Origin of the sequence: Nonomuraea angiospora, assembly GCF_014873145.1 — a bacterium.
Lineage (GTDB): Bacteria > Actinomycetota > Actinomycetes > Streptosporangiales > Streptosporangiaceae > Nonomuraea > Nonomuraea angiospora.
Genome location: NZ_JADBEK010000001.1, coordinates 9,614,473 through 9,639,546 on the forward strand (window position 1 = coordinate 9,614,473; position 25,074 = coordinate 9,639,546).

The 25,074-nt window shown below is 71.8% G+C and carries 18 protein-coding genes; 11 read left to right on the plus strand and 7 right to left on the minus strand.

The window, feature by feature from the left end:
• The first annotated feature begins 61 nt into the window (after positions 1-61).
• The 3 genes from H4W80_RS44360 to H4W80_RS44370 are packed head-to-tail and all read left to right on the plus strand — an operon-like array spanning position 62 to position 3,557.
• Positions 62-568, plus strand: a complete 507-nt coding sequence (locus tag H4W80_RS44360; RefSeq protein ID WP_192790542.1) for a PadR family transcriptional regulator — start codon at positions 62-64, stop codon at positions 566-568.
• Positions 565-1,293: an ABC transporter ATP-binding protein gene (locus H4W80_RS44365; RefSeq protein WP_192790543.1), complete on the plus strand. Its 729-nt coding sequence runs from the start codon at positions 565-567 to the stop codon at positions 1,291-1,293. The genes H4W80_RS44360 and H4W80_RS44365 overlap by 4 nt, the downstream gene beginning before the upstream one ends.
• Positions 1,290-3,557: an ABC transporter permease gene (locus H4W80_RS44370; protein ID WP_192790544.1), complete on the plus strand. Its 2,268-nt coding sequence runs from the start codon at positions 1,290-1,292 to the stop codon at positions 3,555-3,557. The genes H4W80_RS44365 and H4W80_RS44370 overlap by 4 nt, the downstream gene beginning before the upstream one ends.
• Here H4W80_RS44370 and treS read toward each other — a convergent pair.
• The gene (gene treS, locus H4W80_RS44375; protein ID WP_192790545.1) at positions 3,544-5,259 is read right to left on the minus strand and encodes a maltose alpha-D-glucosyltransferase; all 1,716 of its coding nucleotides are present in this window, start codon (positions 5,257-5,259) and stop codon (positions 3,544-3,546) included. The two genes, H4W80_RS44370 and treS, sit on opposite strands and share 14 nt — an antisense overlap.
• Positions 5,260-5,523: 264 nt before the next feature.
• Positions 5,524-7,158 carry an asparagine synthetase B family protein gene (locus tag H4W80_RS44380; protein ID WP_192790546.1) on the minus strand — a complete coding sequence of 545 codons (1,635 nt, stop codon included), beginning with the start codon at positions 7,156-7,158 and terminating at the stop codon, positions 5,524-5,526.
• Between the two features lie 72 nt (positions 7,159-7,230).
• Here H4W80_RS44380 and H4W80_RS44385 point away from each other — a divergent pair, with 72 nt between their 5' ends.
• The 4 genes from H4W80_RS44385 to H4W80_RS44400 all read left to right on the plus strand — a co-directional run bounded on the left by H4W80_RS44385 (position 7,231) and on the right by H4W80_RS44400 (position 12,502).
• On the plus strand, positions 7,231-9,075 hold the full coding sequence (locus H4W80_RS44385; RefSeq protein WP_192790547.1) for a hypothetical protein: 1,845 nt from the start codon (positions 7,231-7,233) through the stop codon (positions 9,073-9,075).
• 10 nt (positions 9,076-9,085) lie between these two features.
• Positions 9,086-9,709 (plus strand): anticodon-binding protein, encoded by a 624-nt coding sequence (locus tag H4W80_RS44390; protein ID WP_192790548.1) that lies wholly within the window; start codon positions 9,086-9,088, stop codon positions 9,707-9,709.
• A 124-nt stretch (positions 9,710-9,833) separates the two neighbouring features.
• Complete coding sequence (lysA, locus tag H4W80_RS44395; RefSeq protein ID WP_192790549.1) at positions 9,834-11,216, plus strand: diaminopimelate decarboxylase; 1,383 nt, start codon at positions 9,834-9,836, stop codon at positions 11,214-11,216.
• A complete protein-coding gene (locus tag H4W80_RS44400) occupies positions 11,213-12,502 on the plus strand; it encodes a homoserine dehydrogenase (protein WP_318787339.1) in 1,290 nt (429 codons plus the stop codon). Before lysA ends, H4W80_RS44400 begins: the two co-directional genes overlap by 4 nt.
• Here H4W80_RS44400 and H4W80_RS44405 read toward each other — a convergent pair.
• The 4 genes from H4W80_RS44405 to H4W80_RS44420 are packed head-to-tail and all read right to left on the minus strand — an operon-like array spanning position 12,499 to position 18,141.
• The gene (locus tag H4W80_RS44405; protein ID WP_192790550.1) at positions 12,499-14,190 is read right to left on the minus strand and encodes a glycosyltransferase family 2 protein; all 1,692 of its coding nucleotides are present in this window, start codon (positions 14,188-14,190) and stop codon (positions 12,499-12,501) included. The two genes, H4W80_RS44400 and H4W80_RS44405, sit on opposite strands and share 4 nt — an antisense overlap.
• Positions 14,187-16,211, minus strand: a complete 2,025-nt coding sequence (locus H4W80_RS44410) for a glycosyltransferase (RefSeq protein WP_192790551.1) — start codon at positions 16,209-16,211, stop codon at positions 14,187-14,189. The genes H4W80_RS44405 and H4W80_RS44410 overlap by 4 nt, the downstream gene beginning before the upstream one ends.
• A complete protein-coding gene (locus tag H4W80_RS44415) occupies positions 16,208-17,707 on the minus strand; it encodes a glycosyltransferase family 2 protein (RefSeq protein ID WP_192790552.1) in 1,500 nt (499 codons plus the stop codon). Before H4W80_RS44415 ends, H4W80_RS44410 begins: the two co-directional genes overlap by 4 nt.
• The gene (locus H4W80_RS44420) at positions 17,704-18,141 is read right to left on the minus strand and encodes a hypothetical protein (protein WP_192790553.1); all 438 of its coding nucleotides are present in this window, start codon (positions 18,139-18,141) and stop codon (positions 17,704-17,706) included. The genes H4W80_RS44415 and H4W80_RS44420 overlap by 4 nt, the downstream gene beginning before the upstream one ends.
• A 222-nt stretch (positions 18,142-18,363) precedes the next feature.
• On the opposite strand from H4W80_RS44420, the gene H4W80_RS44425 reads away from it, so the two are divergent.
• Together H4W80_RS44425 and H4W80_RS44430 are read left to right on the plus strand one after the other, a co-directional pair.
• Complete coding sequence (locus H4W80_RS44425; protein ID WP_192790554.1) at positions 18,364-19,449, plus strand: glycosyltransferase family 2 protein; 1,086 nt, start codon at positions 18,364-18,366, stop codon at positions 19,447-19,449.
• A complete protein-coding gene (locus tag H4W80_RS44430) occupies positions 19,446-21,092 on the plus strand; it encodes a glycosyltransferase family 2 protein (RefSeq protein WP_192790555.1) in 1,647 nt (548 codons plus the stop codon). The genes H4W80_RS44425 and H4W80_RS44430 overlap by 4 nt, the downstream gene beginning before the upstream one ends.
• Before the next feature lie 37 nt (positions 21,093-21,129).
• Here the strand turns inward: H4W80_RS44430 and H4W80_RS44435 are convergent, their stop codons facing one another.
• On the minus strand, positions 21,130-22,662 hold the full coding sequence (locus tag H4W80_RS44435) for a glycosyltransferase family 2 protein (protein ID WP_192790556.1): 1,533 nt from the start codon (positions 22,660-22,662) through the stop codon (positions 21,130-21,132).
• 158 nt (positions 22,663-22,820) lie between these two features.
• Between H4W80_RS44435 and thrC the strand changes: the two genes are divergently transcribed.
• Together thrC and thrB are read left to right on the plus strand one after the other, a co-directional pair.
• On the plus strand, positions 22,821-23,879 hold the full coding sequence (thrC, locus tag H4W80_RS44440; RefSeq protein WP_192790557.1) for a threonine synthase: 1,059 nt from the start codon (positions 22,821-22,823) through the stop codon (positions 23,877-23,879).
• Positions 23,880-23,891: 12 nt separating this feature from the next.
• Positions 23,892-24,818, plus strand: coding sequence for a homoserine kinase (thrB, locus tag H4W80_RS44445; protein WP_192790558.1), 927 nt, complete (start codon positions 23,892-23,894; stop codon positions 24,816-24,818).
• Positions 24,819-25,074 lie beyond the last annotated feature (256 nt).

A 25,074-nucleotide genomic window follows, 5' to 3' on the forward strand; every position in this document is an offset into this window, starting at 1 on the left:
TAATCTGTAGGTCAACGGCTTGATACGTAACGCGTTCGTAACACGGCGGGGAGGTGGGGCGGTGCGGCTTCACCTGCTGGCGCTCCTGGCGAAAGAGCCGGCCCATGGGTACGAGCTCAAACAGGCGCTGGAGCAGACGTTCGGCAGCGCCTATCCGTCGCCCAACATCGGCCAGATCTACGTCACGCTCGGCAGGCTGGAGAAGGACGGCCTCGTCAGGGCGGTCGACGTGGAGCAGTCCAACCGGCCCAACAAGAAGGTCTACTACCTCACCGCCAAGGGCCGGGACGTGCTCACCCTCTGGGTGGACGAGCCCACCGAGGGTCCCAGGGTGCGCGACGAGTTCTTCATGAAGCTCGTGCTGGCCCCGCTCACCGGCATCGCCGACCGGATGGCGCTGATCAGCCGGCAGCGCCGCCACTACCTGTCGCTCATGAGCGATCTCAACGACCTCCTGGCCCGCACCGCGCCGACCGACCGGGTCGCCATACTCCTCATCGAGGGCGCCATGCTCCACCTGCAGGCGGATCTTGACTGGCTGGAGCGTTGCCAGGAGGATCTGGCATGAGCGCGGTTGTGAAAACGGTCAATCTGGTCAAAATCTACCAGGATGGCGCGGTGCCCGTGCCTGCCGTACGCGGCGTGGACCTGCAGGTCGAGCCGGGTGAGTTCGTCGCGATCATGGGTCCGTCCGGCTCCGGGAAGTCCACGCTCGTCCACATGCTGGGCGGGCTCGACACCCGCACGAGCGGCGAGATCTGGCTCGACGGCAAGCGCGTCGACACGCTCTCGGAGAGCGCGTGGGCGCTGCTGCGGCGCAAGAAGGTCGGGTTCGTCTTCCAGTTCTTCAACCTCGTCGCCAACATGACCGTGGGCGACAACGTCGAGCTGCCCGCGCTGCTGGCCGGGGCCTCGCCCAAGGTGGCGCGCGAGCGCAGGGAGAGCCTGCTCGGCGCGCTCAACCTCAGCGACCGCGCCGACGCCTCGCCCGCCCAGCTCTCCGGGGGCGAGCAGCAGCGGGTCGCGCTGGCCAGGGCGCTGGCCAACCAGCCCAGCGTGCTGCTGGCCGACGAGCCCACCGGCAATCTCGACAGCCGCAACACCCGCGACGTGCTCCGCCTGCTCAGCGACGTCCACAAGGAGGGCCAGACGATCGTGATGGTCACCCACGACGCGCGCGTGGCGAGCCTGGCCGACCGGCTGGTGTCGCTGTTCGACGGGGAGATCGTGGACGACGGCCGCATCGCGCGCCGCCGCACGCGCACGGCCGGCGAGGTGATCGACCTCCGATGAGTGCCACCTTGGCGGGGAGCCGGTGGATCAAGGCCGACCTGCGGGCCCGCAAGGGCCAGGCGGTGCTGACGGTGCTCACCGTGGCCGGGATCGTGGCCGCGCTGATCACCGCGGCGACCCTGCTGGAGGAGGGCACCAACCCCTGGCGAAGCCTGTTCGCCCAGACCGAGGGCGCCCACGTCTGGCTCTACACCGACGACAGCCCCCAGGCCGACCTGAGCGGCATCGACGGCGTGACGCAGATCGCGGGCCCCTACCGCTCGGCGCCCGTGACCGTGGCGCAGGAGGGCAAGAAGGAGCCCGCGGCGCTGCGCGCGATGCCCGCCACGCCGCCGCAGGTGGCGCACCCGGTGGTGGCCGAGGGCAGGTGGCTGGATCCCTCCCAGCCCGACGGCGTGGTCGTCGAGCGCTCGTTCGCGACCTCGCTGCGGCTCAGGATCGGCGCCCCCTTCACGATCATCGCGCTCAGCGGCAAGCGCCACACCCTGTACGTACGCGGCATCGCCGACTCCGCCGAGCAGGGCTTCTACCCCCAGTGGACGCCCGGCCTGGCCTACGTGCTGCCCGTCATGCTCGACCGCATCGAGCCCATGCTGGGCCGCAGCGAGTGGGTGACCGGGCTGCGCCTGGCCGACCCCGACGCCACGCAGGTCGTCTCGCAGCGCGTGGTCGTCATGCTGGAGGACAAGCTCCAGCGGGTCTACACCTGGCGCGAGGTCAGGGCCGCCATGGAGCTGGACAACCGGCTGCTGGGCACGCTGCTGGCGCTGTTCGGCGTGGTCGGGCTGGTGGCCGCGGCGCTCGCCCTGGCCAACGCGGCCGGCGGCCGGGTGCTGGCCCAGCTCCGCGACCTGGCCACGCTCAAGTCGATGGGCTTCACCAGGGGCCAGATCGCGCTGCTGCTCCTGGCCGAGCACGGAGCGCTGGGCCTGCTGGGCGTCGCGATCGGCGCCGTGGTGGGCTGGGGCGTGATGGCGGCGATGCTCGGCGCGACGTCCGTGGCGCCGATCCCGGTGCTGGCCATCGTGGCGGGCACGGCCCTGGTGGTGCTGGCCGCCGTGGGGCTGCCCGCCTGGCGCGGCGGCCGCACGCCGCCGATCCCCGACGCGCCCGCTCTCCCCCCGCGCGGCCACCTGTCCAGGCTGGCCCGGCTGGCCCTCCTCGTACGCCTCCCGCCCGCCCTCGTCCTCGGCACCAGGGACGCCTTCACCAGGCGCGTGCCGGCGTTCCTGACGGCGTTCGGGCTGGCCGTGCCGATGATGATGATCACGATCGGGCTCGGCGTCTGGGCCACGCTCGACAACTTCGCCGACCACCCCGAGCAGGTGGGCCAGCACGCGAGCCTGTACGTCAGGCCGGGCAAGGCGGAGCCGGCCGAGGCCGAGCGCGTCGCCAGGCTGGACAGGGACGTGGCGGAGGTCTATCCCGGCACCGACGTGGACGCCCTGGCGCCCGGCATGGCCCGCTCGGTGCGCGTGCGCGCCATCGGCAGCTCGACGCAGCCGTACCCGTTCCCGGTGGTCGAGGGGCGCATGTACGGCCGTCAGGGGGAGGCGGTGGCCGGGCAGGGCCTGCTCGATCTGCTGGGCATCAAGATCGGCGACCGGGTGCGGCTGACCGTGGGCGGCACGCCGCTGATCGTCAGGATCGTCGGCAGGACCGTCGAGCCCGACCTCGACGGCGAGGTGATCTCCGTGGGGCTCGACAGCCTGGCGGCCAAGGACTCGGTGCCGCCGGAGTTCTACGCGCTCGCCCTCAAGAAGGGCGCGGACGCCGCCGAGGTGCGCGGGCGGCTGCTGGCGGAGTCGGCCGAGAGCCTCGACGTGCAGGCCGCGGTCAACCCGGCGGACCGGCTGTCGATCATCCGGGTGGTGATCGTGGCGCTGATCGCGGTGCTGATGCTGATCGGCCTGGCGAACCTGCTCACCGCCAGCGCGCTCGGGCTGCGCGACCACGCGTTCGACCTGGCCGTGCTCAAGGCCATGGGGCTGACGCCGCGCCAGGTCATGGCCACGCTGGTGACGGGCACCGGGCTGCTGGTCGTGCTCGGCGTCGGCGTGGGAGCCGCGGCGGGCATGTCCGTGGTGACCGGGCTGATCGACCTGCAGGGTCACACGAGCGGCGTCGGCGCGGGCATCGGGCGCGCGCCCTCCGCCCTGACGCTGGCCGTCGCCGTCGTGGGTGCCGTGGGCACGGCCCTCGCGGTGGCGCTCATTCCCGCCCGCCGCGCGGCCCGTGCCCAGGTGCCGGTCACGTCGCGCTGAGAGCGGCCTTTTCCTTCTTCTTCAGCGCGAACCAGTAGAAGCCGTGCCCCGGCAGCGTCAGCAGGTAGGGCAACTCGCCGACCGGCGGGAACTCCACCCCGCCCCGCGCCTCGACCGGGACCATCCCCTCGAACCTGCGCAGGTCCAGCTCGACCGGCTGCGGGAACTTCGACAGGTTGTTCACGCAGAGCATGATGTCGTCGCGGTCCTCGCGGACGAAGGTGAGCACGCAGGGGTTCGAGGACCACATTTCCGTGTACGCCCCCACGCCGAACACCGGGTGGTTGCGCCGGATCTCCAGCATCTTGCGGGTGAAGTGGAGCAGCGAGCCCTCATGGCGCTGCTGGGCCTCCACGTTGACCGCCTGGTAGCCGTAGATCGGGTCCATGACCGCGGGCAGGTAGAGCCGTCCGGGGTCGGCCGAGGAGAACCCGGCGTTGCGGTCGGGGCTCCACTGCATCGGCGTGCGGACCGAGTCGCGGTCCTCCAGCCAGATGTTGTCGCCCATGCCGATCTCGTCGCCGTAGTACATGACCGGCGAACCGGGCAGGCTCAGCAGCAGGGCCGTGAACAGCTCGATCCGGTCCCTGTCGTTGTCGAGCAGCGGGGCCAGGCGCCGGCGGATGCCCAGGTAGGCGCGCATGCGCGGGTCCTTGGCGTACTCCTTGTGCATGTAGTCGCGCTCTTCCTCGCTCACCGTCTCGAGCGTGAGCTCGTCGTGGTTGCGGAGGAAGATGCCCCACTGCGCCTTGTCGGGCAGCTTGGGCGTGCGCGACATGATCTCGGAGATCGGCTCGCGGGTCTCCTTCTTGACCGCCATGTAGATGCGCGGCATGAGCGGGAAGTGGAAGGCCATGTGGCACTCGTCGCCCCCGGTGGTGGGGTCGCCGAAGTATTCGACCACGTCCTCGGGCCAGCCGTTGGCCTCGGCCAGCAGCACCCGGTCGGGGTAGAGGCGGTCCACCTCGGCCCTGATCTTCTTCAGGTACGCGTGCGTCTCCGGCAGCCCCGAGCACGCGGTGCCCTCACGCTCGAACAGGTACGGCACCGCGTCCAGCCGGAACCCGTCGATGCCCAGGTCCAGCCAGAACCGCAGCACCTCCAGCATGGCCTCCTGCACCGCCGGGTTGTCATAGTTGAGGTCCGGCTGGTGGTGGAAGAAACGGTGCCAGTAGTACTGCTTGCGCACCGGGTCGTAGGTCCAGTTGGACTCCTCGGCGCCGATGAAGATGATCGGGGCGTCGGGATAGCCGCCAGGATGGTCCGACCACACGTAGAAGTCGCCGTACGGACCCTCGGGGTCGTGCCGGGACGCCTGGAACCAGGGGTGGCGATCGCTGGTGTGGTTCATCACGAGGTCGGTGATGATCCGCAGGCCACGTTCGTGAGCCTTCTCGATCAGCTGCACGAAGTCTCCCAGGTCCCCAAAGTCCGGAAGGATCTTCATGTAGTCCGAGATGTCATACCCGCCGTCGCGCAGAGGCGACTCGTACAGCGGCAGCAACCACAGGCAGTCCACGCCGAGCCACTCGAGGTAGCCCAGCTTCTCGATGAGACCGCGAAGGTCGCCGGTGCCGTCGCCGTTGGAGTCCTTGAACCCCCGGACGAGGACCTCGTAGAACACCGCCCGCTTGTACCAGGCCGGATCCTCAGAGACGAACGTCTCGGAGATCGGCTCCGGCGATGGGGATGCGTTGATCATAATGTCGCTCACAGGAAGAGATGTGGGCAGGACGAAGTCACCGGTTGCCCCGGCGTTACTATCTGGTGACCGCGCCGCGTGGAGTCGTCATCCCTGCGTACTCCACTGCCCTAGAACGAGACCGGATTTGTGATCTGGTGCCCGTTTGTGCGGCGCTTACGGGCCGAACACTACCAGCCCGTTGGCTTTCCGGAACCCGCTTCTGCTGTGCAGGGGTTAATACCCGTGAGATCCGTACGTAATCGCCCTGTTACCGAGAGTTCACTAAAAAGGTGGCGCAAGGTCCGAGAGGTCTTCTTCGAAGTCGCTCAGCCACAGCCCGAAGAGCACCAACCCTCGCACCCAGAAACGATCGTTCCAGCCGTTGAACCTGGTCAAAGCGTCGGGGCCGCCTGAGACCACCTCGTGCAGCTCGTCCGACAGCAGTCCCGGCACTCTCCTCACCACAGTCTCCAGCATGCGGTGCGAATAATTTCGGGCGGGGGCGGCCGTCGAACGCAGCGGCACCCTTTGGAGTGGCTGCTTGACCACATTCGTCGAGGGAAGTGCGGCCACCCGTGGATTGGCCGCGTGGAGCACTTCGCGGTAGAAACGGCCCTTGTCCTTGCGGGCCACGCCCACCGATAGCGCGGCGTCGAAGAAGCGCGGGTCGATGAACGGCGCCGCGAACGACGCCTCGGGCCCCACCAGGTTGACCGCCGAGCGCGCGATGCCGCGCACGGTCCTGGTGTGCAGCACCGACAGCGGCAGCTCGGCGCGGTGCCCGTGGAGCATGGAGGTGGCGGCCAGGAACTGCTCGCGCACGGTCTCCTCCATCCACTGGGCGGCGGCCTTGGACAGGAACGGCTGCGAGGGCGCGCCCAGCGACAGCGAGCCGAGCACGGCCGCCGAGCGCTCGGCCTGCGTCGTGGCCTCCAGCGCGGCCCCGCTGACCATGAAGTTCTTCAGCAGCGGGCCGCCGGCCAGGCCGTCGACCAGGATCCGGCCCGCCTGGTGCACCTCCTTGGCGAAGGGCGCGTACCAGGCGTGGTGCGGCGTCAGGTATTCGAGCCTGCGGGCCACCTCGACGGCGTCGTCCGGGTAGTCGGCGGCGTCCTGGGTGATCACCCGGTGGGGGATGCCCAGCTCCCTGGTGATCGACCTGGCGAACGCGATGTCGGTGTCGGTGCCGTCGTCCGGGCTGGTCGTCCACGACTCGACGTCCATGCCGCGGGCCTTGGCCACGCTGGCCAGCAGCCGCGAGTCGTAGCCGCCGCTGACCGGCACGAGCAGCTTGCGGTCCGCGTAGTCCTGGTAGACCTCGTCCAGCAGCTCGACGATCTCGCGCGGGCTGATCCACCGCTCGTACGGCTCCGAACGCAGCCAGCGCGGCAGCCTGCGCTCGGTCGCCAGCCTGCCGTGCCGCCACACCAGGGCGCTGGAGCCGGGCAGCCGCTTGACGTCCGCGTACGGCGTCGCCTCGCCCAGCGGGAACGTCACCTGCAGGATCGACGCCCACGCCGACCAGTCGATCTCGACCGGCACCAGGCTGAGCAGCGGCTTGATCTGCGACGAGAAGTAGACCGCGTCGCCGAGGCGGACGTAGTAGACGTCCACGAGGCCCAGGGCGCCCGTGTGGAGCGTGACACTGTCGCCGTCGCCGATCAGCCCGGGGGTCTCGAACGTCTCCGCGACCGTCATCCAGTCGTCGTCCCCGGAGGGCTTGCGCTCGCCCCAGGAGAACGCGTACGAGTGCCCCAGGCGATGGTAGGGCGGCAGGGGCGCCGAGCTGAACAGCGCCGCGTCGGCCGACTGGAGCGCGGGCAGGAGCCTCGGGCCCGCCGTGGTCAGCTTGCCGAGTACGGCGGGATCGATCCGGCCGAGAGCGCCGCAGACGTAGGGCCGCACATTGAACTGCACCGGATCTCATCCCTTCGAGACGCTTCAGGCAAAAAGAGTATCCTTTGCCGGGCTGAGGGAGCGGAGGGTCAATTGTCGACGGAGCTTGAGAGCACTCGCCGGGCGTTGCGGGATGCCGTCGCGCAGGCCGAGCGCGCCGCAGAGCTGGCCAGGCTGCTGGACGCCGCCGAGGCCAAGCTGGCCGCCGCCGAGCAGAGCGCCGCGGAGGCCAGGTCGCTGGCCGAGCGGCTGAGCGAGGCCGAGGAGCGGCTGGAGGTCGAGCGGACGGCCGCCGACAAGCTGCGCAGGGAGCTGGCCGAGCAGCGCTTCCAGGCCGAGGTGGCCAACTGGAAGCTGTCCTCGATCAAGGTCGCCCGCTGGAACCGCCTCGGCGACGCGATCAAGAGCGGCAAGAGCAACCCGGTCCGGCTGGCCAAGGGGCTCAGGGGCGCGGCCAAGCCCGTCAAGCGGCCCATCGCGCCCAAGCGCAAGCCCCCCACGGCCGCCAAGGCCAAGGACGAGCGCCCCGGGGCGGCGTTCCAGGCCACCACCACGACCAGGACGCTCGGGGGCGCCTCCTTCAAGCTCAAGCCCTTCCGGGTGCCGACCGGGCCCAACACCAGGCCGCACCTGACGGCCGCGGTCATCGCCGACCCGCACGCCGAGGCGCTGCTGCGGTACGAGTGGCGGCAGACGACCGGGTTCACGCCGCGCGACTTCGCCAGGGTGCTCCCGCTGGAGGTGCCCCACCTGCTGGTGGTCGAGTCCGTCGAGCACGGCCCGTGGGCCGAGGAGATCACCGGCGAGCCGGGCGAGGGGCTCAAGGCGCTGCTGGCCTGGTGTGCCGAGCGCGGCATCCGCACGGTCTTCTGGCACACGCGGGGCGACGTGACCGCGTACGCGGCGGCGGCCGAGCTGTTCGAGCACCGGTTCACGACCGATCTCACGGTGGCCTGGCCGCGGTTGCAGTTCGGGGTGCAGCCGCGGGTGCACAACCCGCTGCCGCTGTCCGGCGGGCGCATCGACCGGGTCCTCACGCTGGACCAGCTCCTGCCCGGCCACCTGACGTACCCCGACGTGCTGACCTCCTATCGCTGGCCGGCCGCAGTGGACTGCCCGCCGGGCACGCCCCAGTGGCGGCTGGCCGAGCTCGCCGCCTGCGGCACGCCCATCGGCACCGAGGCCGACACGCGGCGGGCGCACGTGGCGCTGCGGCGGGCGTACCAGATGGGCACGATGACCGAGCGGATCGACGAGCTCCTCGACGCGATCGGCCTGCCCAGCGCCCGCGCCACGCTCAACACCTCGGTGCTGCTGCCGATCATGGACCCGTACCTGATGGAGCACGCGCTGGCGCAGGTCGCCAAGCAGTCGGGGGTCGACCAGCTCATCGTCATCGGGCCGCCGGAGTCGGAGCTGCGGGCCCGCGACGTGCTGCCGGACGTGGAGATCGTCTACCGCCGCCCGCACCCGGCGATGACCGAGGGCGCGATGCTCGACGCCGGCATCGACCTGTGCGAGTCCGACCTGGTGGCGGTCATGGACCCGCGCGACGTCTACGGCCCGCACTACCTGTCGGACCTGCGACGGGCGTTCCTCTTCAGCACCGCCGACATCGTCGGCAAGGCGGCCTTCTACGCACACCTCCGCAAGCCGCAGGCCACGCTGCTCAAGCAGCCCGAGGCCGAGTACACCTACCTCCCCGAGATCGCCGGGGCGACCCTCCTGGCCCGCCGCAACACCCTGCGTGAGATCGGCTTCGCCGACCTCACGGACGGGTGGGACGAGGTGCTCATGCGGCAGTGCCGGACGGACGGGATCAAGGTGTTCTCGGCCGACCGGTTCGGCTACGTGCGGGTACGCGACGAGGACCGCTGGCTGCTCGGCGCGGCCCACCTGGTCGAGTACGGCTCCGCCGAGCCGCACGCGCTCATCTAAGGTTTCGGCCATGACACCCGCGGAGCTGGCCGAGGTGCTGGGGGAGCCGCCGGTGCCCGAGGGGACGTGGGAGGCGGAGGCCGTCTACGTCTCCGCCGCGGCGCTGCGCCGGAAGGTCCCCGCCGAGTCGCTCGCCGGGCGGGTGCGCGAGCTGGACGGGGTGTCCCTGGTGGAGGTCCGGCGGGACGGCTTCCTGCGGATCGTGGTCAGCCGGCCGGGGGAGCTGGTGGCGGGCGTCGCGCCGCTCGACATTCCGGAGCCCCCGTGGCCGGACTTCCCGCGGACCTGGGACAACCCCGGGTTCGTGGTGCGCTACGGGCACGCCCGGGCGCGCGCGGTGCTCAGGTGGGCGCGCGAGCTGGGGGTGGCGCCGGAGGGGTTCAGGGGGGAGCTGCTCGACGGCCCCTACGACCGGCGGGTGCTGCGGGTGCTGGCCGAGCTGCCCGGGCGGGCGGTGAGCAGGGAGCCGGGGTGGGAGACCTACCTGGTGCGGCTGGCCCTGGCCTATCACGACGCGCACGAGCACGCGCCCGCCGTCCCGGTCGGCGACCAGCCGCCGGGGCCGGTGCACACGGCGCGGGTGCGGCTGGCCGGGGCTGTGGCGGGTGTGCTTCCTGGGCCAGAACGAATGTAGCGAGTCGCAAAATATTCGGCCAAACGGCGAAAAAGCGTAAAAATATCCCTTGCGGAGCTTGATCGCGTCTCGATACGTGGTCAGAGGGTCATGGCTCAGTTGCGGTTCCGATAGCCTCGATCAGGTGAGTCGATTCGTCCATCCCGCCGGGGACCGGCACGCCGAGATGCTGCCCCACGAGCGCCCTCCGCTGGCGCCCGCCGACCTCAACCGGATCAACCCAGCGATCTGGCCGCGAACGTCGACCCGGACCGATGGCACGCTCACCGTCGGCGGCGTCGACGTGCGCGAGCTGGCTCGCGAGCACGGCACGCCGCTCTACGTCCTCGACGAGGACGACGTGCGCTCGCGCATGCGCGACTACGCCACGGCCTTCGCCGGCTCCGAGGTCCACTACGCGGGCAAGGCGTTCCTGTGCAGGGAGATCGTGCGCTGGCTCGACGACGAGGGCCTCGGGCTCGACGTGGCCAGCGGCGGCGAGCTGGCGGTGGCGCTCAGCGTCGGCTTCCCGCCCGAGCGCATCACGATGCACGGCAACAACAAGTCCGTCGCCGAGCTGACCAGGGCGCTGGAGGTCGGGGTCGGCCACGTCGTGGTCGACTCCTACGAGGAGATCGCCAGGCTCGGCCACCTCGCCCAGGAGCTGGGCAAGCGGCCCAAGGTGATGATCCGGGTGACCACCGGGGTCGAGGCGCACACGCACGAGTTCATCGCGACGGCGCACGACGACCAGAAGTTCGGGCTGTCGCTCAACACCGGGGCGGCCGCCGAGGCCGTCCGCCGGATTCTCGCCCTGCCGCAGCTCGAGCTCGTCGGGCTCCACTCGCACATCGGCTCCCAGATCGTCGACACGGCCGGGTTCGAGGTGGCGGCCAGGCGCCTGACCGCGCTGCTCGTGCAGATCAAGGAGGAGCACGGCGTCGTGCTGCCCGAGCTCGACCTGGGCGGCGGCTACGGCATCGCCTACGTCGAGGGCGACGAGGCGCCCGACATCAAGGAGCTGGCCGACGGGCTGCGCGAGATCGTCACCAAGGTGTGCACGGACGCCGGCCTGCCCGTGCCCAGGCTGACCGTGGAGCCGGGGCGCACCATCGTCGGGCCCGGCGGCATCACCCTCTACTCGGTCGGCACTGTCAAGGACGTCGAGGGCCTGCGCACGTACGTGAGCATCGACGGCGGCATGAGCGACAACGTGCGCACCGCGCTCTACGGCGCCGAATACACCGCGGCGCTGGTCAGCCGCGAGAGCACCGCCGAGCCCATGCTCAGCCGCCTGGTCGGCAAGCACTGCGAGAGCGGCGACATCATCGTGCGCGACTTCCACCTGCCCGCCGACCTCGCCCCCGGCGACCTGGTCGCGGTGGCCGCCACCGGCGCCTACTGCCGGTCGCTGGCCAGCAACTACAACTACCTGCCCAGGCCCGCCGTGGTCGCCGTCTCCGGCGGCAAGTCGCGCGTGATCGTGCAGGGCGAGACCGAGGACGACCTGTTGAGGGGGCAGCTGTGAAACCGCTGAAAGTGGCGCTGCTGGGCTGCGGCGTCGTCGGCTCGCAGGTCATCAGGCTCATGCACGAGCAGGCCGCCGACCTGGCCGCGCGCATCGGCGCCCCGCTGGAGCTGGCCGGGGTCGCCGTACGCCGGCTCGGCCGCAAGCGCGACGTCGAGGTGGACCCCGAGCTGCTCACCACCGACGCCGAGGCGCTGGTCACCCGCGACGACGTCGACATCGTCATCGAGGTCATCGGCGGCATCGAGCCCGCCCGCTCGCTGATCGTCGCCGCCCTGTCCAAGGGCAAGTCCGTGGTCACCGCCAACAAGGCGCTGCTGGCCGAAGACGGCGCCACCCTGCACGAGGCCGCCAGGCAGGGCAACGGCGACCTCTACTTCGAGGCCAGCGTGGCCGGCGCCATCCCGCTGCTGCGACCCCTGCGCGAGTCGCTGGCGGGCGACCACGTCAAGCGCGTGCTCGGCATCGTCAACGGCACCACCAACTACATCCTCGACAAGATGGACACGACGGGCGCGTCCTTCACCGACGCCCTGGAGGAGGCCCAGACGCTCGGCTACGCGGAGGCCGACCCGACGGCCGACGTCGAGGGCTTCGACGCCGCCGCCAAGGCCGCCATCCTGGCGGGGCTCGCCTTCCACAGCCGCGTCACGGCCGCCGACGTGCACCGCGAGGGCATCACCGAGATCACCGCCACCGACGTGGCCTCGGCCAAGGCCATGGGCTACGTCATCAAGCTGCTGGCCATCTGCGCCCGCTCCGAGGACGGCCGCTCGTTCGGGGTGCGGGTGCACCCGGCGATGATCCCGCGCTCCCACCCGCTGGCCGGGGTGCGGGAGGCGTACAACGCGGTCTTCGTGGAGGCGGAGTCGGCGGGGCAGCTGATGTTCTACGGCAAGGGGGCGGGCGGGGCGCCCACGGCCTCCGCTGTGCTCGGCGACCTGGTGGCCGTCGCCCGCAACCGCCTGGCGGGCACGCACGGGCCGGAGGAGTCGACGTACGCGGACCTGGTGGCCCATCCCATGGGCGACACGGTCACGCGCTGCCACGTGGCGCTCGACGTGGCCGACAAGCCGGGCGTGCTGGCGCGGGTGGCGGAGCTGTTCGCCAAGCACGACGTGTCGATCCAGACCGTGCGCCAGGAGGGGCACGGCGACGACGCCCAGCTCGTCATCGTCACCCACCGCGCCACGGACGCCGCGCTGTCGGCGACCATGGAGGGGCTGCGCGAGCTCGACATCGTCCGCGCCGTGGCCAGCGTGATGCGCGTGGAGGGCGACGACTAGCCTTCGCGTGCGGGAGAGTCGTCGGGGAAGGCCAGGGCGCGGACCTTGCGGACGGCTCGTTTGAGCACCGTGCGGTTCTGGGCGCGGGCGAGGCGGACCGCCTCCCTGCGCCAGGCCTCGGCCTTCTCGCGCCAGCGCGCCGCGTCCCTGGCGTTCTTGCCCGCCTCCCGCCGCAGCTGCGCGAGCTCCGCGCGCAGGGCGGCGGTGCGCTTGCGGTAGAGGGCGATCTTCTTCTCGTGCTCGGCGGCGAGCCGGTCGAGCTCCGGGACGGGTCTCTTGCGCGGCGGGTAGACGGCGGGGCGGCGCTTGAAGCCCCAGCTCTCCCCGTCCAGCCACTCCAGGCCGAAGAGGGCGTCGATCAGGTCGTCCCACTCGTCGTCCGGGGCCGCCACCAGGGCGGCTCTCGACTGGGCTGACGTGCGGTCCAGCCTGGCCATCGTGACGCCCTGCGCCGTCTCCTCCAGCGCCAGGCAGAGGGAGCCCAGGTCGTGCTGCTCCATGTGGTCCACCAGGCGTTCCACCGTGTCCTTCGACGGGACCCAGCCGGGCGGCACCGAGAGCCGGAACGGGGGCGTCCCCTCCAGGGGCGTGGTCAGGTGGACGCGGGGGTCGCCGGCGAAGTTGGCCTGGATGAGGCGGAGGTCGAGGTGCGGGTCGGCGAGCGGGGAGCGGCGTTCGGCGGTCAGGGACTCCCAGGGGCCGGGGACGGTGACCCGGAGGTCCGGGATCGTGCCGGCCAGGAGGCCGTCCACCGTCGCCCGCACGTCCTCGTACGGGCCCGCGGGCACCGTCGCGTCCACGTACGGCACCAGCCACTGGCGCCCCGGGTCCGTGCGGAGATAACGGCGGTAGGGGACCCGGTCGGCGACGAAGGGGTCGTTGTAGCGCTTCAGCGCCGCGAACTCGCGCATCGCCGTGGGCAGCCCGACGTGCCAGGCACGCGACTCCGGGTCCGGGACGAACACCACGCCCGCCTGGGTGAGCCGGTAGCCGAGCTCGGTGTCCTCGGCCAGCACCAGGGACGTGTCCAGGCCGCCGATCGAGCGCAGGAGCCCGGCCGGGTACGACGCCGTGGCGCCCACGTGGATGCGGGTGGCCAGGGAGCTGGGGGCGGTGCGCAGGCCGTCGTGGTCGTGGATGATCTGCTCGGCCCAGTCGTGGCGGTGCGGTGACAGGGGGAAGAGCTCGCCCTCCTCGCCCGACTCCAGCGCCTGGCGTACCCGCTCCTGCGTCGGGAGGTCGGTCGCGGCGGTGAAGTCGATCCAGCCCAGGGCCACCACGTACGGGGCCAGGTGGTGCCAGCGCAGCTGGGCCTCCACGTGGTGCCGGTGCGGGACCATGTCGGCGTCCAGGACGAGGACGACCTCGCCGGTCGCGAGGTCCAGGCCCGCCTGGACGGCCCAGGCCCGGCCCCAGCCGCCCGGCGGGCTGGAGATCAGCTTGGTCCTGGCCGGGACGAGCTCCGGGAGGTGGATCGGGGTGGCGCTGCCGTCGTCCACCACGACGACGTCGAGCAGGTGCTCGGGGTAGCTCTGGGCGGACAGGGCCGCCAGGGTGAGGTCCAGGGTCTCCTGACGGTCGTGGGCCGGGATGACGACGGTGACGGTGAGCGTGGGCTCCCAGGCGCCCAGGGCGGGCGGTGAGAGGACGCCGAAGTCGTTGCGGCGGATGCGGGGGATGCCGGTCATGGGACGGGGCTCCCGTCCAGGGCCATGAGGGCGTTCGGGCGGAAGCCGCGCCACTGCTGCCGGTTGCGCTGCAGGAACGTCCCGATCGGCTCCTGCCAGGTGTGGTTGGCCGCCGGGCCCCTGCGCAGGATGTAGCCGAGCCCGTGCGTACGGTAGATCTGGCCACCCGCCGCCTGCAGCGCCTCCTGGAACTGGGTGTCCACCGAACGCCGCAACGGCCGGAACCCGCCCACCGCCTGGAAGGCCGAGCGCTCCACCAGGATCGTGCCACCGGCGACGAAGCTGGTGATCTGCTCGGTGACCTGCCTGCGGTGCACGGTGACGTCGATGGAGGTCAGGTACACGAACTCCGGCACCGTGCCCACCACCTGGGCGCCCGAGTACGAATGCGCCAGCAGCAGGTCGGACAGGAAGTCGGGGCCGTACCAGTCGTCGTCGTCCATCTTCAGCAGGAACGAGCCCGAGGCCCTGGCGGCGGCGTGGTTCAGCACCTCGCCGAACACGTCCTGGCGCTCGGCCTCGAACACGGTCAGCGGGCCCTCGAACGCCTCGATCGCCCTGGCCACGTCCGGGTGGGCCTTCGGGACGCCGTGCAGGGCGAGGATCACCTCGAGCTCGGCGCCGCGCTGGCGGGCGACCTGGTCGAGCGCGAACGACACCATGTCGGTCCGGCGCGTGGCCAGCAGGACCGAGGTGAGCGGGGGCGCGGGGGCGGGCGCGCCGAGCTGCTCCCACCGCGCGGCGACGCCGTGCGTACGGAGCGCGGCGCGGCGCAGGCGGATGCTGTGCTCCTCGCGCCGCAGGTCGTCCGAGAGGTCCGGGCACTGCCCGACGAGTTCGACGAGCTCGTCGCCGAGCGCGCCCGCCCAGCGCGGCACGGCCTGCGCGCGCAGCGGCACCCCGGCGGCGGCCAGGCCGGCCAGCACCCGTACGGCGGCCAGGGGGCCGCTGTGCGCGTGCCGCCAGTCCACCTCGACGCCGCGGATCTGCCGGAGCCTGGCCACGTCGGCGTCGGTGACCCCGCCGGACTCGGCGAACGACGTCACGACCTTGTCGTCCAGCACCACCGACCAGCGGCCGTCCCGCTCCACCAGGGAGGCCATGCCGCGGGAGGGGGTGGTGACGAAACCCTGGGGGTTCACGAGGCGTTCGTCCACGGGCGGGACCATGGAGGGCTCGCCGAGCACGTCGGGATCGGCCAGCGGGGAGTCGGCCATGCCCGGCCGTCCAAGGTGCTCCCAGGTCACGGCCCGGAGCGTCGGCCGTTCGATGGGCGTCTCGTCCCCGGCCCACTCCACGGTCTCCGCGTCGTCGTCAGCCGGTGCGGCATCAGGAACGGGGGAGGCGCTCTCCACCGACGGGTGGCCGAGGGTGCGCAGGACCACGTCGCTGCCCGGCGCGCCGACCCGTTCCGGCACCGGCCCCGTCACCTCGGCGGGGGTCGCGTTGGGGTCGCCGGGGCGCCAGTCGGCCGCCCCGACGCCCGCGATCGCCGCCGCCGGGGCCGCGATCACGTCGAGGCGGTGGCCCGCGAACGCCCGCGCCGTCGCGGTCACGGTACGGCCCGCGGGCGTGGCGGCGGAGAACCGGGCGTCGACCACCCAGACCCGGTTCCTGGGCTGGTAGACCCGCAGATCCGTCAAGGACCGCCACCGGTGCGCGGGGGTGGGGGTGGGGACCGGCGCGGGATGGGCGGCGGGCGTGTCGAGCACGGCCACGACCACCCGCTCGGCCTGGGGCAGCAGCTTGTGCAGCGTCGCGATCCTGCGCAGGTCGGCCGGGGTCTTGGCAAGCACGAGGACCTCGCCCACCTGCTCGGTCTCGGCGGGCGGCTCCAGCAGGTCCCGATCGAGGTCCACGACCTGCCGGTCCTCGCAGGCCGTCCCCGAAGAGTGCCGGCGGGCGCCCGTGGACGCCCCGGCGGACGCGGAGGCGGTCGCGGGGTAGAGGGGGGCGACGTCGTCGATCCCGGCGAAGAAGACCCGCGCTCCGGGCAGCTCCGCCAGCAGCTGACGGATCATCCGGCGCTCCGCAGCTGCTTGATCAGCGAGCTCAGCCCGCCCCGCTCCGCGGCCTCGTCGGCGGGCGGCGCGGCCGACAGCCGTTCGACCTCGGCCGCGAGCCGCTCCACCTCCGCCCGCAGCTCCTTGACCTCCCGCAGCCGCTCCCCGGCCAGGGCCCGCCATTTCGCGGGGTCGCCGGCCAGCGGCTCGGCCTCCTCCGCCGGCGCGAACCCGTACTCGCCCCCGCTGACCCACTCCGACCCGAACATCTCGTCCACCAGGTTGTCCGCCTCGCCCTCGTGGAGCGCGGCGCGCGAGAAGGCGGCCGTGCGCTCCAGGCGGGCGGCCGCGACCCCGGAGGCGTCCTCCGACAGTGCGACGCTGACCAGACCGAGCAGGTCGCCGTCGGCGTGGCGTACGAGCCTGGACAGCGTGTCGGCGCCCAGCGTCCACCCGGAGGGGACGTGGAGCAGGAAGGGGGCGGGCGCGGCGGAGGTGGGTACGCTCTCCGCGAACACGACCCGGGGCTCGTGCGCGTAGAGATTGTGCAGCAGGCGCAGGTCGAGGAGGGGGTCGTCGAGGCTGGAGCGGCGCTCGCCGGTCAGCTTGCCCCAGGGGCCGACGAGGGTGACGGCCGCGTCGGCGAGGGTGCCCGCGAGGGCCGAGTCGACGCTCGCCCGCGTCCGCTCGTAGGTGGTGGCCGTCACGACGACCCGCACGTACGGCACCCGCCAGTGACGCCGGGGGTGGCTGCGCAGCCAGCGCAGATCGGGGATGAGATCGCCCAGGTAGGACCAGTTGTGCCGGTGCACCTCCTTCTCCCGCAGCATCACGGTGGAGGCTCCGACGTGCCAGGCCCTGGCCTGCGCGTCGGGGACGAACACCGCCCCCGCCTGCGCCAGCCGGTATCCGAGCTCGGTGTCCTCCGCCATGTTCAGGGAGGTGTCCACCCCGCCCGCCGCGCGCAGCAGATCGGCCCGTACGGACGTGGACGCGCCCGTGTGCAGCAGGTACGCGCTCGCGCCCGCGTCCTTGAGCCACCTGGTCGACTCCAAGGTCTTCCTCGTGTACTCGGACTGGACGCCCTCCTCGCCCGGCTCCTCGACGAACCGGACGTCCCCGATCACCACCGCGTGGTCGATCAGGTGGTGCCAGCGCATGTGCGCCTCAAGGTGGTCGTCCGCGAGGAGCATGTCGGAGTCGAGCCAGTGGATCACGTCCCCGGTGGCCGCGAGCTGCCCGGCCTGCCGGGCCGCGCCGCGTCCCCACCCGTCGGCCACGCGTACGACCCGCGCGCCCGCCACCTCCAGCGGCGGCTCGCTGCCGTCGTCCGCGACCACGATCTCGACCAGTTCGGCCGGGTACGTCTGCCGTGCCAGCGCCGGGACCGTGCGCTCCAGCGCCTCCGCGCAGTCGTAGGCCGGGATGACCACGGAGACCCGCAGCGAGGGCTCCCACGCCCCCACCGCCGGCGGCCGCAGCGACCCGTAGTCGTTGTGCCGGACCCGCGTCATACGGAGTCCCTGGCCAGCGCGCGAACCTCCGCGCGCAGCTCCTCCACCTCTCGCGCCCGCGCCATGGCGTTGACCCGGTCCTCTCCAAGTGAGGCCAGGATGGCGCCGAGGTCGTCGGCCCGCCGCGCGGCGGAGTCCTCGACGGCCTGCACCAGCAGGTCCAGCCTGGTCTCGATGTTCTTGAGCGCTGTGGTGGTCCTCGCCAGCTCGGCCTCGTACTTCTTGATCCGCAGATCGATGCGGTGCGCCTTGCCGTCGAGGCGGCGCACGGTGAGCACGAGGAAGGCGAGGCCCGCCAGGGTGACCAGGAAGGCCACCGTGACCGCTGCCGCGCCGAAAGTGATCAGGCCGGCGAGGACGAGCAGGGCGAGCACGCCGGCGGTGAGAGCTGCGAGGAGTGCGGCGGTCGCTGCCAGTCGGCGGGGCGAGAGCATCCGCGCATACCTTTCGTTTGGAACATCAGAGGCGTCGAGGACATCACGGGATTATTGACACCTTAATAAACACCGGCACCTACCGTGCCATAGCTTCCTGGAGGAAAACTGAGAATCGCCTCCGCTCCACCTGCGGCGTAGGGCCTGCCGAATGTGGTGGCCGCGTCTACCCGTCAGTAAAACCGGCGTAAGGTAGGCGCCGACCAAGTCCCAAGGAGGCCCATGTCCATCACCCCTTGTGGCTTCGCGCGTACGCCGGAGAAGGGGCTGGCCCGCCTGCACTGGGCGCACGACGGCTGGGCGGTGGAGGGCGGGCGCCCCGACGTGCCCGCGCTGCGCCCGCTGCGCGGGCTGGAGATCGAGTGGCCCGCCGCCGAGGTGCCCTTGGAGGGGTTGCTGCGGCTGGCCGCCGCCGGGGTGCCGCTGACCGCCGAGCGCGCCGCGCCCTGGGTGCCCGGCGACCTCGCCGCGCTGCTCACCGACCGCGACTGGCTCGGCCACGCGGCCGACGGGACCGCGCGTTCGCTGGCCGACCTGCGGCGGGAGGAGCACAGCGTACGCCTGCGCCGCCTGGCGCACCGCGCCTCCATGCCCTCGGTCCGGCCCTCGGTCAGCATCGTGATGTCCAGCAAGCGGCCGGGGATGGTGGGGTCGGCGCTGGCCCAGATGGGCCGGCAGCGGGACGTTGAGGCCGAGGTGCTGCTCGGGCTGCACGGGGTGGGCTTCGAGGAGGTGCGGGAGGCGGTCGAGTCGTGTTCGCTGCCCGTGAAATGGATCGAGGCTTCGCAGGACGTTCCGTTCGGAGAGGTGCTCAACCGGTTGGCGGCCCTGGCGCGCGGCGACCACCTGGTGAAGTGGGACGACGACGACTGGTACGGGCCGCGCCACCTGGGGGATCTGCTCATGGCGCTGGCCTACTCGGGGGCCGACGTGGTCGGGACGACGGCCGAGTTCTTCTACCTGGAGCCGCTGCGGGCCACGGTGCGGCGGACGACTTTCGCGAGCGGTGCGGCGTATCCGAGCGAGGTGTGGGCCGATCATGTGGCCGGAGGGACGATCTTGATTTCCCGGGCGAAATTTCAAGAAATTGGGGGATTTCCTAGGCTGTCGCGGGCAGTCGATCTCGAGTTTCTCAAAGCAGCACAAAAGGCCGGTGCGCGCGTCTACCGTACCCACGGGCTGGGCTACGTTCTGCGCCGGGGGCTCAGCGACGAGCACACCTGGCAGCTGCCCCTCGCCCACTTCCTCAAGGTGGCCGCCGGCCAGTGGCGCGGCTTCCGCCCGAGCCTGCTGATGGAAGCCGCATGACCACGGATGTCGCCGGTACGGCCAGGGTGCGCGGCAACGACTACCGGATCCTCCAACCCCTCCAGGAAGACCTCACCCCGGAGCTCACGGTCAGCGTGGTCATCCCGGCCTACGGCGGGCAGGACAAGCTCGACCTGGTGCTCGCCGGGCTGGCCGGGCAGACGTACCCGGCGGAGCTGACCGAGGTCATCGTCGTCGACAACGGCAGCGCGCCCCCGCTGCGCCTGCCCGCCGTCCGCCCCGAGCGGACCCGCCTGATCGTCTGCGCGGAGCCGGGCCGGGCCAGTGCCCGCAACGCCGGGCTGGCCGAGGCGACCGGCGACGTGATCCACTGGCTCGACTCCGACGTGGTGCTCACCCCGGGCGCGATCGCGGCCCACATGCGCTGGCACCACGCCGCCCCCTACCTGGTCGTCACCGGCTACATCCGCTTCACCGACGCCGAGGTGCCCCGCGAGCTGCCCGACGACCTGGAGAGGCACTTCGAGCCCGCGGCGCCGCACGCCTGGATCGTCGATCTCGTCGAGCGCACCGACGGGCTCACCGACAACCCGCAGCGCCCGTTCAGCCTGCACGTCGGGGGCGCGACCTCGGTCAACGCCCGGCTGATCGAGGCCGCCGGGCCGATGGACGACGAGCTGATCCTGGGCCAGGACACCGAGATGGGCTACCGGCTCGGCCAGGCGGGCGCCGTCTTCGTGCCGGAGCCGTCGGCCCGCGCCTACCACCTCGGGCCCACCATGCGGATGCGCGGCAAACAGCCGATCGACCGGGTGAGCCACGCGTTCGTGGCCGACCGCATCCCGGCCTACCGGTGGCTGCGGGGGCATCCCGGGCGGCAGTGGAAGGTGCCGTACGTCACCGTGGTGGTGGACGGCACGGCGGGCTACGACTCGGTGCGCGCGACGGTGGACGCGCTGCTCGCCGGCACGTTACCCGACCTGTCCGTGCTCGTCCTCGGGCCCTGGGACACCCTCGGCCGCGACCGCCGCGCCCCCCTGAAGGACCCCGACCTCGACCTGGTGCTGGTCCAGGGCCACTATCGCCATGAAGGCCGGGTACGCCTGTCCGCCACGGAGTCCGTCGACCCCGCCGTGCCCTTCGTGCTGCGCCTGCCGCCCGGCTGGGTCCCCGGCGAGGACTCCCTGGCCCGCCTGCTCGACCTGGCCCGCGACGAGGGGCTCGGCCTGGTGAACGTGCTGCTCCACGAGTCCTCCCAGGGGGTCGTCGCGGCCCGCCTGGAACGCGCGTCCGCCTTCGCCCGCGCCCGCATCGTGGTGTCGCCGGGGGAGGACCTGGACGACGCGGTGGACTCGGTGTCGGGCGTCACCTGGGTGGAGGCGGGGACGTACGGCTTCACGACCGAGCCTGGGACGATCCTCGGGCGGCGGGGAGCGTACCGGGCGCGCCTGGAGGCGCAGGCCGAGGCGGCCCGGCTGGCCAAGGAGGCGGAGCGGCTGCGGGCGCAGGTGGCCAAGTGGCGGGACGAGGCGGGGCGCTGGCGCAAGTCGACCGTGGAGCTGCGGCGCGAGGTCGGCACGCTGCGCCGCCAGCTGGCCGCCGCCGGCCGCGCCCAGCAGAGCCTGCGGGTCCTGGTCTCGACGACCATGAAACGCGCCTTACGCAAACGCCTGCGCGGCTGACCCGCCCGCCCTTGAAGGGGCCCTTGGAGGGGGCGGGTCAGTTGGGGCGGAGGGCGGACTTGAGGCGGCGCAGCAGCGTGTTCTCCGGGGGCACGCCGTTCTCTGGGGGCACCGTGTTCTCCGGCGGCACCGGGACGGTCACCGGGGCGGCAGCCGGGGCCGGGGCGGGGATGGCGACCGGGTCGGGCTGCGCGGGAGCGGGCGCGGGCCAGTAGCGGTCCGGCGGCTCGTGGCGTACGCCGTGGGTGGTGGCGATGAGGTCGTCCACGTCGGCGGTCCCCGGGTCGGCGAGCAGGACCGCGCGGCCGAGGGCGGAGGTGCGCTCCAGCCGGGCCGTGCGCCCGTCGGGCAGGTCGACGATCAGCACGCCGGCGAGGTCCTTCTGCACCGACTCGATCATGCGCTCCAGCGTCGCCCGGTGCAGCGGCACGTCGACCGGCCCCCGGTAGCGGAACGGCGTGGGCGCCGGGGTGGGGGCGGCCTCGTCGATCAGGCGGACGCGGTCGTCGTGCGCGAACAGGTCACGCATCAGCCGCAGCTCGAAACACGGGTCCGACAGGACGGACCGGCGCCCGGAGGCCAGCCGCGACCACGGCCCCACCAGCGTCACCACCACGTCCTGCAGCTTGCCGTCCAGCGCCGCCGCCACCGCCTGCCGCACCACCGACTCGGAGGTGTCCGTGACGTCGAGCACGATCTCCACGTACGGCACCAGCCACCGCCGCCCCCGGTCCTTGCGCAGGTCCCTGCGCAGCGGGATCCGGTGCGCCAGGTACGGCTCCACGGCCCGCACGGCGCGCTCCCTGTCGCGGTGCTGCGCGGGCAGCCCCAGGTGCACGGCCTGCGCGTCCATGTCCGGGACGAACACCACGCCGTGCATGGCCAGCCGGTAGGAGAACTCGGTGTCCTCGCCCCGCGCCACGTTCGGGTCGAGACCGCCCACGGCGTGGAAGACCTCCCGGGGCAGGGCGAAGGTCGGCCCCGTGCACACGTGGTACGGGTTGCGGCTCTTGCGCAGCCCGTCGGTCTTGGCGATCGTCGCCTCGGTGGAGCTCGACACGGCCCCGGCCAGGTCGAACAGCTCTCCCAGGTGTCCCGCGCGGAAGACCTGGCGCGGCGTGACCGGCGGCGCGTCCACGAACTTCTTCATCCCGATCGTGACGAGATAGTCCGTCACGTGGTGCCAGCGGGCCAGGGCCTCGATGTGCTCACGGCAGGCGACCATGTCGGCGTCGAGACGCTGGATGATCTCGCCGTCGGCGGCCTTCGCGCCGGTGTTGACGGCGTTGGAGATGCCCCAGCCGTCGCGCACCCGTACGACGCGGGTGTTGACGGGGCGGATCTCGGGCAGCCGGATGGGAGGCTCGCTGCCGTCGTCGACGACGAGGACCTCCATGAGATGGTCCGGGTACGTCTGCGCCGCCAGCGCCGCGAGTGTCAGGTCGAGCCGGTCCTGCCCGCCGTGAGCGGGTATCACCACGCTCACGGAAAGGGCGGGTGACCAGGTGCCGAGCTCCGGCGCCGCGATCGGCGAATAGTCGTTCTGCGTCAAAGCAGGACGCGCGTCCATGGTGGTGACCCCCTGGCCCGAGACCTTATCGGGAGATGCTGAGAATTTCCTGAATAGCGCCCCTGTCCAACGGAGGTGTCCGGCGGGTGGACGCGGATCCGCGCGGGCCCGCCGCACCCCGTACACTCTGTGCCCAACACCGCAGGTAGGGAGTCATCATGAGCAGGTCGTGGCGTGGCCTCATCGAGGAATACCGCGAGCGTCTTCCTGTCACTCCGAAGACGCCTGTCATCACGCTGCTCGAAGGCGGCACGCCGCTGGTCCCCGCCAACCGCCTGTCGGCGCTGACGGGGTGCGACGTCTACCTGAAGGTCGAGGGAGCCAACCCGACGGGCAGCTTCAAGGACCGCGGCATGACCATGGCCATCAGCAAGGCGGTCGAGGAGGGGGCAAAGGCGGTCATCTGCGCCTCCACCGGCAACACCTCGGCGTCGGCGGCGGCCTACGCCGTACGCGCCGGGCTGACCTGCGCCGTGCTGGTGCCACGGGGGAAGATCGCCATGGGCAAGCTGGCCCAGGCGCTCGTGCACGGCGCCACGCTGCTGCAGGTCGAGGGGTCGTTCGACGACTGTCTCGAGATGACCCGCAAGCTGTCGTCCAGCTACCCGATCGCGCTGGTCAACTCGGTCAACCCGTTCCGGCTGCAGGGCCAGAAGACGGCGGCGTTCGAGATCGTCGACACGCTGGGTGACGCCCCGGACATCCACTGCATCCCGGTGGGCAATGCGGGCAACATCTCGGCGTACTGGATGGGCTACCAGGAGTACGCGGCCGACGGCGTGTCGACGAAGCGGCCGCGCATGTTCGGCTTCCAGGCCAGCGGGGCGGCGCCGATCGTCCAGGGCGCGCCCGTGTCCCATCCGCACACGATCGCCACCGCCATCCGCATCGGCAACCCGGCCTCCTGGTCGCTGGCCACCGCGGCGCGCGACGAGTCGGGCGGCGTCATCCAGGCGGTGACCGACCGGCAGATCGCGGCGGCGTACAAGCTGCTGGCGCAGGAGGAGGGCGTGTTCGTGGAGCTGGCCTCGGCCGCCAGCGTCGCGGGACTTTTGCAGGCCCACGCGCAGGGGCTCGTCGACCCGGGGCAGCGCATCGTCTGCACGGTCACCGGCAACGGGCTGAAGGACCCCGACTGGGCGATCTCGGGCGCGCCCGCGCCCGTCGTCATCCCCATCGACGTCCACGCCGCCGCGGCGGCGCTCAACCTCGCCTGACAGGGAGTACATGTGCGGACCGTTGAGATTCGCGTGCCCGCCACCTCGGCGAACCTGGGTCCCGGGTTCGACGCGCTCGGACTGGCGCTGAGCCTGTACGACGACGTCGAGGCCGCGCTCACCGACGAGGCCGGGGCTCACGTCACCGTCGAGGGCGAGGGCGCGGGCGAGGTGGATCTCGGAGAGGGTCACCTGATCGTCAGGGCGATGCGGACGACGTTCGACCGCATGGGGATCAAGCAGCCCAGCGGCATCCGCCTGCACTGCCGTAACAGGATTCCGCACGCGCGCGGGCTGGGATCCTCCTCGGCCGCCCTTTGCGCGGGCATCCTGGCGGCCCGCGCTTTGGCTGAGGGCGAACAACTTTCTGAGCGCGGGCGATTTTCGGACGACGACGTTTTCGCGCTGGCCACCGAGATTGAGGGCCATCCCGACAACGTCGCCCCCTGTCTGGCCGGCGGTCTGACCGTGGCCTGGTACGACCAGTCCGGGGCGCCGCATATGGTGAAACTGGTTGCTGACACGCGCATCCGCCCGGTCGTGGTCGTTCCTGCCACCCGGCTGGCCACGGAGACCGCGCGGGGGCTGCTGCCTAAGGACGTGCCCCACAAGGACGCATCGTTCAACGCCGGCAGGGCTGCGCTGCTGATCGCGGCGCTGACCCAGCGACCGGAGCCCGGGCTGCTGCTCGCCGCCACCGAAGATCGACTCCATCAGCATTACCGCGCGCCTGCGATGCGGGACAGCGCGAATCTGGTAGAACGTCTCCGTGCAGTGGGCGTGCCCGCGGTCGTTTCGGGAGCGGGTCCCACGGTTCTTGCGTTTTCGACATCGGATACGCAGGATTTGATCGCGCCAGAAGTGGGTAATGACTGGCACATCCAGCAAATGGACGTCGACCCGGTTGGTGCGAACGTTCAGTTCCCCGAGACACGCTGATGCCTCTTTAGACCTTCAGGGAATAGCCGTGTGCGCTGGTGATGTTAGGCTGATAGCCGCACCAGATGCCCCCTTGGTGGGTGCGTGCTTGTCAGCCACACATCGCTGCATCATGCTTCACGTCGCGAGGCGTGAGCAGCGCGGCTGTCTCCCCGGACTCCGTCGCCTCCGGTTGGCCCACACCCGGTTGGCTCGAAACGAGGCGGCGACGACGGGGATCTGCGCGTTCGAATCACATCGACATCTGGTTGGCGAC